This is a genomic window from Streptococcus plurextorum DSM 22810, from assembly GCF_000423745.1.
In the GTDB taxonomy this organism is placed as follows: domain Bacteria; phylum Bacillota; class Bacilli; order Lactobacillales; family Streptococcaceae; genus Streptococcus; species Streptococcus plurextorum.
In genome coordinates, this window is record NZ_AUIO01000001.1 from 139,842 (window position 1) to 153,954 (window position 14,113).

Genomic DNA, 14,113 nt, shown 5'->3' on the forward strand with positions numbered 1-14,113 from the left:
AAAACAGCTTAGAATCAACGTTCCTGATAACGCAATTCTAAGCTGTTTTCTATTTCTAAGACTTTTCACCCAGCCTCTTCATATCCAACCTTTCTCGTTAGCTACATGAACAGCCTCGGTACGATTGGTTACACCCAGTTTTGTCATAAGACTTGTCACATAGTTCCTAACTGTTCCATCGGATAGATAAAGCTGACTAGCGATGTCTTTATTGCTCAGCCCTTTGGCAATTAATTCTAAAACTTCACGCTCACGTTGACTCAGTGGATGGGTCTCTACCGTCAAATCTTCTACCAATTCTGGCGAATATTCCCTTCCGCCAGCTAAGACGGTTTGTAGGGTTGACATGAGTTCTGCGATGGAGCGGTCTTTTAAGACATAAGCATCGACATGGCTTGCCAGAGCTCGTTTGAAATAACCTGTACGCCTAAAGGTAGTCACGATAACGACCTTGACATCCAGATGAAGGCGTACCCACTCCAGCACCTCTAAGCCTGACATTTCTGGCATTTCCACGTCTAGAATAGCCACATCAATCGTTTCCTTTTGTAAAATAGCTTGCGCTTCCTTGCCATTGCTCGCCTGAAAGACAGCTTCCACGTCTTCTTCCATGAGCAAAAGTTGACACATGGCACTTCGCAACATGGCTTGATCTTCTGCCACTAATAACTTCATAGCTGACCTCCTTCTTCCAAAAGCACCTGAATTTGAGTAGGATTTTGCCGAGATAAGATGACAACTTCTCCCTTGACCAATTGCAAACGGTCTCTGATAGAGTGTAACTCTTCTCCTGTCAACCGCTCAAAACCACGCCCGTCATCAGAAACCTCAATAATCACTTTTTTCTGACGGTAAATCTTAATCTGACAATTTTTAGCTGCTGCGTGCTTGACGATATTGGTCGTTAATTCACGTAAAATCATGGTCATGGTTGACTGCATGACTGGCGAAAGGGTAGACAGGTCCAATTGATTATCCAAAGACAGTTGGATGTCTGATAAGGCAAACATTTCCCTGATATTGTCTAGTTCTTCCATCACGGTACGGTATTTGAGGTTATTGATCAACTGTCTGACGTTGGTCATGGCATCTGTGCTGATGGCATTTAACTCTTTTAATTCTGTTCTTACCGCATCAAGATTGTCCTTATCTAATTGCTTTAGCGCCAGCTCCGTCTTCAGCGACAGCATGGCAAAGGTGTGCCCAAGGGTATCGTGCAAATCTCGTCCAATTCGATTGCGTTCATTTTCCGCAGACAAGAGGTTAATCTGCTGATTTTTCTCCATGATTAGACGTCGTTGCTCCTCATCTTCCAGCTCTTTTTTCCAAAAAAACATCATACTGAGATTGATGATGGGCACCAGCACTGACATGATTTGGGAGCCAATATCTTTTGCATACAAGATAGCTGTAATCACCATAAAAAGCATGGCAGATAGGTAAGTCAACATCCGAAAAGATAGCAGGCGATCACCGAATCGAAAAACGATAGGACTGGCAAAATAAAAGAAAAACCACATCATGCCACCATTGACAAAGATGGTCATATAAACCACATAGATTAGCATGTAAAGCCAGACCAGATTGATCCAAAAACTCACCTTAGCATGCGTGACATAGAGATAGCCCAGTGTAAACAGCAAGGTCAACCAAATAGTCCAGCTAGGATAATCAAAAACAACAATCCCTAAAAGAGGAAAGATCAGAAAAATCATAGGAACATAATAAAGCGGGTGCTGCCACTTGATTTTTTGAAACATTAGTTAACGTCCATTCTTTTTTTGATCAGAGCTGTGAGCCCTAAAAATATTATGGCATATCCTACCAAAATTGCAAGGGATTGCCAAGAAAATTTCCCATCATAGTAAGAGGTCAAAAGCCTTAAGACATGGTGGGTCGGAGTGACTTTTGTCACCCTCTGAAGCCAGTCTGGAAAAGATTCCATCGGATACCAGAGCCCACCAAGCATGGCTAGGCCCATATAAGCGATATTGCCCACCAGAGAAAGGGTTTCTTGGGACTTAATCAGACTAATCAAGATTCCCAAAGGTAACAAGAGGCTCGCTCCTAGTAGGATCAATACAACAGACATGAGCCAGTCACCAAGAGACATGCTGATTCCCTTCACCAGATAGCCCACAAGGAAAACCACCAGAATAGATAAACCAAAATTGATAAGAAGGCGGAGCATCTTTGCCAGGTAATATTGCCACATAGGCAACGGAGAATGCTCTAGCCCTCTAAGACGATTGCCAATCCTATCTGCTTGAAGAGTGTAAGGCAAATTGTAAAGCACCAGACTCAATACCGAAGAAATGGTCATCATCATAAGGACTTGTTTAAAAATAACATTTTGAATCTCCTGACTATAATCACTGACATCATAAGTAGCTGAAAACAGTAGGAAAAAGGCCACCGGAATACCCAATGCTAATATCATAGATTGCCAATTTCTAAGAGCTAAGAGCCACTCCTGACACCAAATCGCTTTAAAAGTTTTCATCACACTCACTCCTCTCCTGCTTCTGCGAAAATACTATTCAAAAGTGTCCGATTAGTCACTTCAACCTCATCTATACTGAGACCAGCTGCCTGCAAGTCCTGCCAAACTAGCTCCGCCTCGCGCGTCGCAAAGGACACACGATCTAGCCCCTCCTCATAGTCATAGACTTGTGAGCGGTCAATGGCAGTGCTGAAAAGTTTCGGTAGGGTAAAACACTTTTCCCTATCTTCTCTTCGCATGGCGTAAGGGGTCGTATCGCGCAGCAATTTCCCACGGTGCAAGACCAAAATGCGATCTGCCGTATGCTCCACCTCCTCAATATAATGTGAGGAATAGATGATAGTCTTTCCAGCCAACTTCAAATCAGCGATAATCTCCCAAAACCGCTTACGGGTAGTAGTGTCCATACCAGAGGTCGGCTCATCTAAAATGAGAATATCTGGCTGACCAATTAAAAGTTGCACAAAGGCTAAGAGCCTGCGTTGTCCACCTGATAATTTTTCAGCAAACTGCTCTTTTTGCTCCTTTGAAAATCTTAAGATAGCATCAATTGCCTTATCCGACAAAGGATTTTTGTAAATAGCCTTTTGAAAATCCAACAACTCTTGTACCCGTAAGCCCGTCTCTGTTAGATTATCCTGAAAAAGTACCGCAACTTTTTCTTTCAAGAGGCTTGCATCAGGCTTTTTATCTAAAACCGTAATAAGCCCTGCACTGGCTTTTAAATCTCCCAAGAGACAATTCATCAAGGTCGTCTTACCAGCACCGTTTGGCCCAATCAAGGCCAGACAGTCACCCGCATGCACCTCAAAAGAAATGTCGTGTAGAATGTCTTTTTTCTTGATAGACTTGCTCAAGCCCTTGACTGAAATCACCGCTTTCCTCATAACTCTTCTCCTTTTTGATAGTAGCTTAGCAGCCCTATAATCAGACTAGCTGGCACTGACCAAGATAGATATTGAAACACCTGTCTCACCAAATCATCACTAACAGCTCCAAACAGAATACAGCTAGCATAAATCAGCATAAAACTACTCAAACTCATTTTTAGTGCCTTTTTCATCGTTATTTCTCCTCATTTCTTATTTACCAGTATTCTATCGCAAAACGAAGAAATGAGTTAGCCCATTTTGTCATGACATGATGTGACATTTGTCATGATTTTTGATATGATTATCCTAAGAAAATGAGGTATTTAACATGACAATTCCAACATTCGGAGAGAAAAAAGAGAATGCGACCTACAAGAATCGCTATGGGGTTTACGCCGTTATTCCTGATGAGAAGCAAGAACAGATTATTCTAGTTCAGGCACCAAATGGTGCTTGGTTCTTGCCAGGGGGAGAAATCGAAGCGGATGAAAACCATTTAGAAGCACTGAACCGCGAACTTTTAGAAGAGCTAGGATTTTCAGCTAAAATCGGGGAATACTATGGCCAAGCTGATGAATACTTTTACTCTAGCCACCGCGACACCCACTACTATAACCCTGCCTATATTTATGAAGTGACGCAGTTCACCGCTATTGGAAATCCCTTGGAAGATTTCAATAATCTGGCTTGGTTTCCTATTGATGAAGCCATTTCAAAACTAAAACGTGGCAGTCATAAATGGGGCGTTGAAGAGTGGCAAAAAAGCCACAAAAAAAGCACTATTTGAAGGAATTAGTGCTATAATATAGAAAACAGGAGGTTGATGATGCGATTGATAAATACAACAAATAGCCATGCTGAGTTAGTAGTCAACCAGCTTCGTAACACAGATGCTACTTTGGTAGAAGTTTATTCTGCTGGAAATACAGATGTCATCTTTACCCAGGCCCCGCGTCACTACGAACTCCTGGTTACTAATAAACACCGCGCGATTCAAGACAATGAAATCGAGCAAATTAGAGACTTTTTTCTACGCCGAAAAATTGATGTTAACACGTGCCGTTTAGACTTGATTAAGACGATTCACACACCTCGTCTGATTGAGATTTCGATTCCAACTAAACAATAAACATAAGCTAGGTCTATGGCCTAGCTTATGTCTTTTTCAGAAGACAAAAAATGATGCCTCTACAGCATCACTTTTCATCAATAACAAGTCGAACTTTTTTGCCTTGAGTTGGTACCGAATAGACAATCGATCGAATCGCTGTAATCGTACGCCCTTTTTTGCCAATAATACGTCCGATATCTTGTGGATCTAAATCAAGGTGATATTCCAAAAATTCTGGAGTATCTTCAATTTTTATGGTCAATTGATCAGGCTGTGAAATCAAAGGCTTCACGATAGCGATAATCAAATTTTCAATGGTATCCATAGGCTTTTATCACTCGCTTATTTTGAAAATTTTTGTTCGTGGAATTTCTTCATAACTCCAGCTTTTGAAAGGATGTTACGAACTGTGTCTGAAGGTTGTGCACCTTTAGACAACCAGTCAAGAACGCGATCTTCTTTAACTGTGATTTGGTTTTCTTCAACAAGTGGGTTGTAAGTACCAACAGTTTCGATGAAACGACCATCACGTGGTGCACGTGAATCAGCTACGTTAATACGGTAGAAAGGTTTTTTCTTAGAACCCATACGAGTCAAACGGATTTTTACTGCCATTTTTAAATGTCTCTTTTCTTTTTGTTATTTTATGGGTCAATAGCAGAGCTATTAACTTACTCTAATTAGTATACCACAAGATTTTTTTCTGTCAAGAAAAAAACTTGACATCATTATTGATAAAATAGTTTACTTAAACAAGGCAACTCTCATCATCATAGCGCTATCGCTACCCAATGGCTAACAACAGTTGGACCCCTTGTGGGGATTACTCCTTTTGACAGAACTTCTAAAAACACATCAAAACCCTCCGGAGAGGGCTTCCTGTTTATTGGAGTAATTGTTGAATCCATTGACCACCATAAATCCACAAATAGCCGTAGGCAAAGGTTGAGAAGGGTTTGGTCAACAGGATAATTTTTAGAAACTTGCTATAGGACATATTAGACAAGCCAGTCACCATCACCAGAATATCTGCAGGTGAAATTGGCGAAATCATATTGAGAATAAAAAAACGTTCATAAGTTTTTGAACTCAGATGTTTTTCATATCTGATCAAATACTTCTCATCTACAAATAATAAAATAAAAGCTCGACCATACTCCTTAACCAGCCAAAAAAGAATCACTGACCCTAAACAAAGGCTGATATAATTTAACACAAATCCCCAGACAGGTCCAAATGCCATAAAACCTACTACGGTCGTTATGCCTCCGGGTATAATAGGAATAACAACTTGGACAATCTGAATGATGAAGAAAATGATACTCCCTAAAACCATGTGGCTCTTGATCAATTCCGCCAAAGCATCTGGCTCTTTAAAAATATTGAGACCACGTATCAGGTAAATGACCAGTACTACCGATACAATCATCGACAAGGTTCCAAGTATCTTTATCATACGTTGGTAGCTAGCATACCGCTTAGGATTGATGGATTTATTCATGGAGTAATTCGCCTTTGTGTTCTTAGTTTAGTACAAGTATATCAAAACAATGACCCCTTGTCAAATGATTACTATAATCAGTATAACAGCTTTAAACATGCATGCCCTTACACTTTTGTAAGAAAAGCCTCGCTAAATAGCGAGGCAGAAAATCGACTATAAATCTAAGAGGGCAAACTAACCAAAGAAGGCTAAAAGGGCACCAGCTGCAATGGCAGAGCCAATAACTCCCGCTACATTTGGTCCCATAGCATGCATGAGCAAGAAGTTACTCGGATCTTCTTCTTGGCCAACTTTTTGAACAACACGGGCAGCCATTGGCACAGCTGAGACACCAGCTGCTCCAATCATAGGATTGATTTTTTTGCCAGATAAGCGATACATCAGCTTGCCTAGAAGAACGCCTCCTGCAGTTCCAAATGCAAATGCAAGTAATCCTAGGGCGATAATTTTCAAGGTTGTTACAGACAGGAAAAGCTCTGCATTTGCCTTTGCACCAACCGTCAACCCTAAGATAATCGTCACACAATACATAAGCGTGTTTTGGAGATTCTCCATAATTTTAGGCACAATTTTGATTTCCCGAACCAGATTTCCAAGCATCAGACAGCCTACCAAAGTAGTGGCACTAGGAACCATGAGGCTGACAAAAATCGTCACAACAATAGGAAAAATAATCTTTTCAGTCTGTGAAACAGGCCGTGCCTGTACCATCTTGGTTTTTCGCTCTTCTTCTGTAGTTAGGGCCCGAATAATTGGCGGCTGAATAATCGGCACAAGCGCCATGTAAGAATAAGCCGCTAGCGCAATAGTAGCCAATAGATCTGGCGCTAAACGTGTTGTCACATAAATTGCCGTCGGGCCATCTGCACCACCAATGATTCCTACAGAAGCAGCTTCCTGAGGTGTCATCCCAAAAAGAATGGCCAAGAAGAAAGCAACAAAAATACCAAGTTGCGCTGCCCCTCCTAATAAAATCGTTTTGGGATTAGCAATCAATGGCCCAAAATCCGTTGAGGCACCTAAACATAAGAAAATCAAAGGTGGGTAGATTCCTAAATTGGTTCCTTGATACAGATAATAAAGAAGACCTCCTGGATTACCATCTTGTGGAGCAACCATCAACCCTCCTAGAGGTAGATTGACTAACAGAATACCAAAAGCAATCGGCACCATTAGATAAGGCTCATATTCTTTTTTGATTCCCAAATAGAGGAAAACCAAGGCCAAAGCAATCATCACGAGATGTTGCCAGCTCAAATTGGCAAATCCTGAAGTCTCAATCATTTGATTGATAACATCTAACATAAGCACCTCCTAAAAGGCCATTAAGGCTTGATCAGACTCAACTGCTTGATTTGCTGTCACAAAGACTTGAGAAACTGTACCATCTGCTGGAGCTAGGATTTCATTTTCCATTTTCATGGCTTCAAGAATGGCAACGACTTGCCCTTTGGTCACAGTTTGCCCTGCTTGAACCTTAACCGATAGTATGGTACCTGCCATTGGGGCTTTTAGTAAATCTCCTGTTGGGACTTGAGCAGCTTTAGGCTCTTCTTTCGGACTAGGATTTTGACTTGTCGTCACCACCGTCTCACCTTCTGCTAGTTCGCGCAAGGTTACTTCGTAGACTTGGCCATTTACTGTTACTTCGTATTTCATGAAACATTCCTTTCTCATTTATCGTTTGACTACCTGTATGACTTCAAAACGTTTGCCACTTTCTTTTTGAGCGGCATGGGCCAATGCTGTTAAAACAGCCACTTTGGCTAGCTCGTCTTTTTCTACTAAGGCTAAGCCTACTGGCTGAGGAGCTATAGCCGTCTCTTGCCCTGAGGCTAAGTCTTTGACAGGGGGAGTGGGCTTTCTTTGTCCGATGATTTTTCCAGTCAATTCCATTAGGAGCATGATTCCAGTTAGGCAGACAAAAACCACACCCATGGACACTATAGTTACTTGTAAAACATCTAGTAATGAATAGGTCATTTCTACCTCCTTAACTCATATAAGCTGTGACCTTGATGAGGTCATCTTTAGGAAGATACTTTTTAGCCAAAAACTCTTTTGCTACATTTGGGAAAAGGGCGTAGGAAATGATATCTTCATCAGACTTAGCTAGGTTCCCAAGTTCCTGCCTTAGTTTGTCCAATTCTGGTTCCAGACGGTCAGCTGGACGGCCTGTATAAACTTCTGTGTCCCCAATGATAGACTGGGTAAAGCTAGGGTCAATAGCAACTGGAGGTTTTCCGTATTCGCCCGCAAGATATTGTTTGACTTCTTTTGACACCATTTTGTAGCGCTCGCCAAGAATAATATTCATAGCTGCTTGAGTTCCTACAATTTGACTCATAGGGGTTACTAATGGTGGATATCCCATATCTTGACGAACTTTTGGCACTTCTGCCAATACCAAATCCAGTTTACTTTCTGCTCCAGCCTGTTTCAGCTGTGATAGCATATTGGACAACATACCGCCAGGCACCTTATAAATTAAAGTACGAGGATCCGCAAACAAAAGAGTAGAGCTTAGAGTACCATCATCAAGGTATTGTTGACGCACAGAACGCATGTAACTAGCAACTTCTTCCATCACTTTTTCATCAAGGTTAATGTCATAACCCTCATCTTTAAGCGCCAGGTACATAGATTCCGTTGCCGGCTGAGAAGTTCCTCCTGAAAATGGGGATAGGGCTGTGTCAATCCTATCAACACCAGCTTCAACCGCGGCATGATAGGTCATTTCAGAAATGCCACTTGTCGCATGCGTATGCAGAATAATCGGCAAATCTGTCACTGACTTCATTCCCAAAATAAGATTTTTAGCATCTTTTGGCGTTAGAACACCCGCCATATCTTTAACACAGATAGAATCTGCTCCTAGCTCTGCCATTTGCTTGGTCAAATCAATATAGTAATCAAGGGTATGAACAGGGCTTGTCGTATAGGAAATACAAAGCTGCGCTTCTTTTCCTGTTTTCTTGACAGCATTTAGAGCACGTTGAAGATTTCTGAGATCGTTTAGGGCATCGAAAATCCGAAACACATCGATACCATTTTCAGCAGATAAGTCAACAAACTTATCCACCACATCATCTGAATAATGACGATAGCCCAGTAAATTTTGTCCTCTGAGAAGCATTTGGAGTTTGGTGTTTGGCAGATGCTTTTTCAAGAGTCGAAGCCTTTCCCAAGGGTCTTCGTTAAGAAAGCGCAGACAGGCATCAAATGTCGCCCCACCCCAACACTCCAGAGAATAATAACCAACACTATCTAATAACGGTAAGACAGGTAACATATCCTCTATGGTTAAGCGCGTTGCCATCAAACTCTGATGGGCATCACGTAACAAGGTTTCTGTGATTGCAACTTTTTGCATAGAAACTCCTTTCTATTTTGTGATTTTTTGCATAATATTATAATCATATTATAACATAAAAATCATAAACGGTTCATGCAATTTTTTGAAGAAAAAACAAAAATATCCCTAAAATCTGTCCGTTCTTCTTGATAGGAAATATCTCCTCAAACATGCTGCTTTGCTAGCGAGCACCCAGACATCACAAAAGACCTGAAATGGCCTCTTTCAGATCTTTGGATAATATGAATCAAATAATCACTTCTTAATCAGTAAGCAAACTGATCTTCTGAAACGATTCACCGTAGCTTTTTTACAAGGTTGACCTTCAGGCTAGCTCATAGCTCTTCCTTCTTAAAACAAGAGTGAAATTAACGTCAATATAGCCAAACCACCTTGTTTAAAAAGAATGCCTTTGTCGCTTGTAATAGCACCATATGCAGCGACCAAGATGATATAGCCCATAAGTATGGCTAGCCAAGTTTGACTTGGAGCAACAAAAAGAGCAATCAAGATTAAAACAGCTAGCAAAGCATTATAAACCCCTTGATTTTTAAAAAGGGTATTCACCGAGTGGCGAGATAACTCTTCTTGATCCATTTTAAAGACACGAGCAGTCGATGCAGACGTCGTAGCCAGGGTCTCAAGGTAAAAAATATAGAAAAATTCAAAAGCAACAAGTGTTGCTAAAATCATCGTCACAATTGACATCATAGCCTCCGATAGTATTTAAAGATGTCGCGTTCGAAATATAAATCGCGCGCGATTGTTTTATATTTTATAATGATTTCTAAAATTTGTCAAGATAAGTGTTTTTTGCTATCATATTTCTATCGCCAACGATTGAAAAGGAAAACCACTATGTCTGAATACGATTTTTCAAAACAACTCTGCCACTCATTCTATCAGGTCAACAAACTCTTCCATCAATTTTATCTCAAAACCCTAAAACCATTTGATTTAACTTATACCCAGTACCTGGTTCTCTTTCTTCTTTGGGAAAAATCGCCCCTTAGCCTTAAAGAGTTGGGGGAAAAACTAGACCTGGCAAGCAATACCCTCACACCACTCCTCAAGCGCTTAGAAGAAAAAGGGTATGTGCAGCGGTTTGTTCCAAAACAAGACCAACGCCAGTTAGTGATCCATTTAACGGACAATGGCAAACAACTACAAGCCCGTTTAGAAGAAAGTCTAACCGTGTCATTTCAGCAGCTAAACGGCATCAATAAGGAAACTTATGGGCGCTACATTGAGCAAAACCAGAAACTGATTGACAGCTTACAAGATTTTCTTAAGGCATGACTAAAGCCCCATCTATTGATAGGGCTTTTTTAGATCACATGCTTAGATAGCTTCAACCAAAATCACACGATCCTGACCATCTACTTCTTGAACTTCAACGATAACCTCTTCCTGTGAACTTGTCGGTATATTTTTTCCAACATAATCAGCACGAATCGGTAGTTCTCTATGTCCCCGATCTACTAAAACTGCCAAGCCAACACGACTTGGACGTCCAATAGAGACTAGATTATCAATGGCAGCACGAATGGTTCGTCCTGTATAAAGCACATCATCGACAAGAATAACATCCTTATCCGTAACCGAAACCGGAGCATTAGTGGTATCTTCTTCCACTTTCATATCATCACGAAAAGGCTTGGTATCTAATTCAATCACAGGAATATCTAGGTTCTCCAATTGGGCAAGACGATCCTTAATCCGTTGCGCTAGAAAGACACCTCGTGTCTTAATACCGGCTAGAACAAGATTATCTAAGCCTTTATGACGTTCAATGATTTCATAAGTAATCCGAGTCAGTGCCCGTTTCATGGTCATTGCATCAATGATTTCTTTTGTTCTCACAATAATACCTCCTCCGTAAACTTACATACCTTCTATCAGTAACATTAACGATTTTTTGCCGCCTCTTGGCGCAACTGATTTAAGGTTTCTTGGAAAATAGCTGGCGCTTCTGCGGTAAAAGTGACTAATTCTCCAGTTCTTGGATGGGTAAATCCTAAGGTCTGAGCATGGAGAAACTGTCCCTTCCCGTTCAAAGTCTTCCGGGGTCCATAAGCCTCATCACCTGCAACAGGGTGGCCGATGTAAGCCATGTGCACACGGATCTGATGCGTACGCCCTGTTTCTAAAGTTAATTCAACCAAGGTATAGTTGCCAAAACGCTCTAAGACTTGAAAACGCGTCAAGGCAGGTTTTCCCTTAGCAGTGACCGCTTGCTTTTTGCGGTCTTTCTCCGATCGTCCGATAGGTGCCTCAATAACACCACGGTCATTTGGTAAATTGCCATGAACAATTGCTACATATTTGCGTAATGATTTCTGTTCTTTTAACTCCGTAGCTAGGGCATTGTGAGCCTTATCATGTTTAGCAATCATCAAAAGCCCTGAGGTGTCTTTATCAATTCGGTGCACAATTCCTGGTCGAATCACTCCATTGATAGAAGAGAGGTCTTTAATATGATACATCAGCGCATTGACTAAGGTACCAGAAGCATGTCCAGCTGAAGGATGCACCACCATGCCCTGTGGTTTGTTGACAACTGCAACATCTTCATCCTCATAGACAATCTCAAGGGGAATAGCCTCTGCCACATAATCAAGCACTTCGTCTTCTGGTAGCTGATAAGAGATGACATCTCCTTCTTTAACAGCATATTTTGCTTTGACAGCTTGGCCATTGACCAAAACATGACCAGCCTTTATCCCTTCATTGGCTTGAGCGCGGGATAATTCTGTTAAATCAGCCAAAGCCTTATCCAGCCTTGCACCAGCGATTGTTACAATTACTTCCATATTTCCTCTTCTTTCCATAGAACCAAGGCAAGCACAGCCACTCCAACTGTCAAGTAAGCATCCGCCACATTAAAAATAGCAAAGTCCATAAAATCCAAATGAACCATATCTACAACATAACCTAAACGTAAGCGATCAATAAAGTTACCAAGACCGCCAGCAATCACTAGAACTAGTCCCGCTAAAAACCAGCCATTGCCACTCAGATGTTTGATCAGATAGAAAATCGCTACGCCTATAACCAGAATGGTTATCAGCGTAAACAGCCACTGTTGGTTTTGCAACATCGAAAAAGCCGCACCATAATTTCTCAAGTAAGTTAAACTAAAAATCGGTGGGAAAAACGACCTCACTTCCCCCTGAGGAATGTTTGTCACAATCCAAAACTTGGTCCACTGATCCAGACCAATCATTCCTAGAATCACACTAGGGATTACTATTTTTCTCATAGCTCCTCATTTTCTAATTGCTCAAAATAGGCTTCCATAACAGCCACAAATTTCTTAGCACAAGGTGATAACTCCATCTCTGCACGTTTGACGTAAATCATCTGATTGTCTTTGGCACCTTCTAAAGGAATAACCGTGATGCCATTGACACTCTCACTATCCAAAAAACCAGATCCTGTCGCATAAGCATCTGTACGCTCTAAAATCCCATTCAAAGTCGCACGATCGGTCACCTTGAAAACCTTTGTTGCATCACTTCTATCAACCAAATTTTCCGAATAGTAGAGGTATTCATCTTTTTCTTGTGTGAAAAGAACTGAAGGCAGACCTGCCAAATCTTCCATGGTCAAAGATGTTTTTTGAGCCAAAGGATGCCCCTTCCTCAGGTAAATATGAGTCTGGAAGGTACTAAGAATCTCATATTCCAACCCCTGCTTGGCCATTTTCCGTAAAATACCATCGCGGTTTTGCTCACTCAGGTAAATGATTCCTAACTCACTATGCCCATCTACCACCTCATCCAAAATCTGCACCGTCGTCGATTCAAAAATTCGAAATTCAGCATGTTCAGGATAAGCTTCTGAAAATGTTGTCATCAAAGGAGGTAAAAAATCATAGTGCTGACTAGCAATGGAAAACTCCTGCTTACCAGGTCTACTGGCTAGACTGTATTGATTTTCAAAGGTATCAAAATGCGCCACCAGACGTTGGGCTTTTTCAAAAAAAAGTGTCCCTCTACGCGTCAAAACGGCTCCAGAAGTAGTCCGCTTAAAAATCTTGAAACCAAGTTCCTCTTCCAAGTCTTTAACGGCTACCGATAAACTGGGTTGACTAACATAAAGGGTCGTTGCCGCTTCACGAAAAGTACCCGTGCTAGCAATGGCTACCACATAACGTAATTGTTGAATATTCATGAGCCTATTATACCAAAAATCAGAGAAAAAAGCCTAGCTGTAAGAAAAGCCTAGACAGTATTTACCTCAAATAAGTGATTGTCGATTGTATCACAGAGCCTCGTTTTCATAAGCTGATCTTCCAGAATCCAAAAAGAAAGTGCCAGAGCAATAAGGCTAGACCCTCAAATTGTAGCAATTTTAAAAACCAGGAAAAAATATAGCACCAAAGGTCCTCTCTTCAAAAATGAGGTCAAGGAGCCAAATCGTATTTCCCATGTTAATAAGAGCTCAATCGTGTTTGGAGAAAATCTCCAGACTTCAAACACATCACACCTCACGGCTTCAGACATACCCACTGCTCACTTCTCTTTGAAGCTGGTGCCACAATTCAAGAAGCCCAGGAAAGATTAGGTCATGAGAACATCAAAACTACTATAGACATCTATGCCCATGTCACTCAAAAAGCAAATAATGAAGTCGCTGATAAGTTCGCTTCCTACATTGGATTTTAAGCTATGGGTACCAAAACAAAAAAACAGGCTTTCCGAAATTTCGGAAAGCCTATTCTTTGCTACTTCTAGCTCAACTCTCTCTTTTATGTAAAGGAGAG

General features: G+C 41.1%; 20 protein-coding genes and 1 pseudogene. 4 read left to right on the forward strand and 17 right to left on the reverse strand.

What is annotated here, in order from left to right; all coding sequences use genetic code 11:
* Positions 1 to 78: 78 nt before the first annotated feature.
* From G575_RS0100695 to G575_RS0100715, 5 genes are read right to left on the reverse strand one after another with little or no spacing between them, the layout of a single operon-like run.
* Complete coding sequence (locus G575_RS0100695; RefSeq protein ID WP_027971015.1) at positions 79 to 675, reverse strand: response regulator transcription factor; 597 nt, start codon at positions 673 to 675, stop codon at positions 79 to 81.
* Positions 672 to 1,760 (reverse strand): sensor histidine kinase, encoded by a 1,089-nt coding sequence (locus G575_RS0100700; RefSeq protein WP_027971016.1) that lies wholly within the window; start codon positions 1,758 to 1,760, stop codon positions 672 to 674. Before G575_RS0100700 ends, G575_RS0100695 begins: the two co-directional genes overlap by 4 nt.
* Entirely contained in the window at positions 1,760 to 2,503 is a 744-nt protein-coding gene (locus G575_RS0100705) for an ABC transporter permease (protein WP_027971017.1), read from the reverse strand. The genes G575_RS0100700 and G575_RS0100705 overlap by 1 nt, the downstream gene beginning before the upstream one ends.
* A gap of 5 nt (positions 2,504 to 2,508) precedes the next feature.
* Positions 2,509 to 3,390 carry an ABC transporter ATP-binding protein gene (locus G575_RS0100710; protein WP_027971018.1) on the reverse strand — a complete coding sequence of 294 codons (882 nt, stop codon included), beginning with the start codon at positions 3,388 to 3,390 and terminating at the stop codon, positions 2,509 to 2,511.
* Positions 3,387 to 3,566: a hypothetical protein gene (locus G575_RS0100715; RefSeq protein ID WP_027971019.1), complete on the reverse strand. Its 180-nt coding sequence runs from the start codon at positions 3,564 to 3,566 to the stop codon at positions 3,387 to 3,389. The genes G575_RS0100710 and G575_RS0100715 overlap by 4 nt, the downstream gene beginning before the upstream one ends.
* A 137-nt stretch (positions 3,567 to 3,703) precedes the next feature.
* On the opposite strand from G575_RS0100715, the gene G575_RS0100720 reads away from it, so the two are divergent.
* Complete coding sequence (locus G575_RS0100720; protein ID WP_027971020.1) at positions 3,704 to 4,162, forward strand: NUDIX hydrolase; 459 nt, start codon at positions 3,704 to 3,706, stop codon at positions 4,160 to 4,162.
* Between the two features lie 39 nt (positions 4,163 to 4,201).
* Positions 4,202 to 4,504 (forward strand): DUF1827 family protein, encoded by a 303-nt coding sequence (locus G575_RS0100725; RefSeq protein ID WP_027971021.1) that lies wholly within the window; start codon positions 4,202 to 4,204, stop codon positions 4,502 to 4,504.
* Between the two features lie 67 nt (positions 4,505 to 4,571).
* Here G575_RS0100725 and G575_RS0100730 read toward each other — a convergent pair whose 3' ends face one another.
* The 8 genes from G575_RS0100730 to G575_RS0100765 form a co-directional block, all read right to left on the reverse strand.
* Entirely contained in the window at positions 4,572 to 4,811 is a 240-nt protein-coding gene (locus G575_RS0100730; protein WP_027971022.1) for a KH domain-containing protein, read from the reverse strand.
* A 17-nt stretch (positions 4,812 to 4,828) separates the two neighbouring features.
* A complete protein-coding gene (gene rpsP / locus G575_RS0100735) occupies positions 4,829 to 5,101 on the reverse strand; it encodes a 30S ribosomal protein S16 (protein ID WP_027971023.1) in 273 nt (90 codons plus the stop codon).
* 268 nt (positions 5,102 to 5,369) lie between these two features.
* Positions 5,370 to 5,987, reverse strand: coding sequence for a VTT domain-containing protein (locus G575_RS0100740; RefSeq protein WP_027971024.1), 618 nt, complete (start codon positions 5,985 to 5,987; stop codon positions 5,370 to 5,372).
* 177 nt (positions 5,988 to 6,164) lie between these two features.
* The gene (locus G575_RS0100745) at positions 6,165 to 7,295 is read right to left on the reverse strand and encodes a sodium ion-translocating decarboxylase subunit beta (RefSeq protein WP_027971025.1); all 1,131 of its coding nucleotides are present in this window, start codon (positions 7,293 to 7,295) and stop codon (positions 6,165 to 6,167) included.
* Between the two features lie 9 nt (positions 7,296 to 7,304).
* Positions 7,305 to 7,649 (reverse strand): biotin/lipoyl-containing protein, encoded by a 345-nt coding sequence (locus tag G575_RS0100750; protein ID WP_037622402.1) that lies wholly within the window; start codon positions 7,647 to 7,649, stop codon positions 7,305 to 7,307.
* Positions 7,650 to 7,667: 18 nt separating this feature from the next.
* Positions 7,668 to 7,973, reverse strand: a complete 306-nt coding sequence (locus G575_RS0100755; RefSeq protein WP_027971027.1) for an OadG family protein — start codon at positions 7,971 to 7,973, stop codon at positions 7,668 to 7,670.
* Positions 7,974 to 7,983: 10 nt separating this feature from the next.
* A complete protein-coding gene (locus tag G575_RS0100760) occupies positions 7,984 to 9,363 on the reverse strand; it encodes a pyruvate carboxylase subunit B (protein ID WP_027971028.1) in 1,380 nt (459 codons plus the stop codon).
* Positions 9,364 to 9,696: 333 nt separating this feature from the next.
* Positions 9,697 to 10,053 carry a DUF1304 domain-containing protein gene (locus tag G575_RS0100765; RefSeq protein ID WP_027971029.1) on the reverse strand — a complete coding sequence of 119 codons (357 nt, stop codon included), beginning with the start codon at positions 10,051 to 10,053 and terminating at the stop codon, positions 9,697 to 9,699.
* A 150-nt stretch (positions 10,054 to 10,203) separates the two neighbouring features.
* Between G575_RS0100765 and G575_RS0100770 the strand changes: the two genes are divergently transcribed.
* Entirely contained in the window at positions 10,204 to 10,644 is a 441-nt protein-coding gene (locus G575_RS0100770; RefSeq protein ID WP_027971030.1) for a MarR family winged helix-turn-helix transcriptional regulator, read from the forward strand.
* A 42-nt stretch (positions 10,645 to 10,686) separates the two neighbouring features.
* On the opposite strand, the gene pyrR is transcribed toward G575_RS0100770, so the two are convergent.
* Genes pyrR through G575_RS0100790 form a run of 4 tightly spaced genes read right to left on the reverse strand, consistent with a single transcriptional unit; the run spans position 10,687 to position 13,521 of the window.
* Entirely contained in the window at positions 10,687 to 11,208 is a 522-nt protein-coding gene (pyrR, locus tag G575_RS0100775; protein ID WP_027971031.1) for a bifunctional pyr operon transcriptional regulator/uracil phosphoribosyltransferase PyrR, read from the reverse strand.
* 44 nt (positions 11,209 to 11,252) lie between these two features.
* Complete coding sequence (locus tag G575_RS0100780; protein ID WP_027971032.1) at positions 11,253 to 12,158, reverse strand: RluA family pseudouridine synthase; 906 nt, start codon at positions 12,156 to 12,158, stop codon at positions 11,253 to 11,255.
* A complete protein-coding gene (lspA, locus tag G575_RS0100785; protein WP_027971033.1) occupies positions 12,149 to 12,607 on the reverse strand; it encodes a signal peptidase II in 459 nt (152 codons plus the stop codon). Before lspA ends, G575_RS0100780 begins: the two co-directional genes overlap by 10 nt.
* A complete protein-coding gene (locus tag G575_RS0100790) occupies positions 12,604 to 13,521 on the reverse strand; it encodes a LysR family transcriptional regulator (protein WP_027971034.1) in 918 nt (305 codons plus the stop codon). The genes lspA and G575_RS0100790 overlap by 4 nt, the downstream gene beginning before the upstream one ends.
* 308 nt (positions 13,522 to 13,829) lie before the next feature.
* Between G575_RS0100790 and G575_RS11775 the strand changes: the two are divergent.
* Positions 13,830 to 14,015, forward strand: a pseudogene (locus tag G575_RS11775) (tyrosine-type recombinase/integrase); the annotation flags it as partial.
* Positions 14,016 to 14,113: the final 98 nt, after the last annotated feature.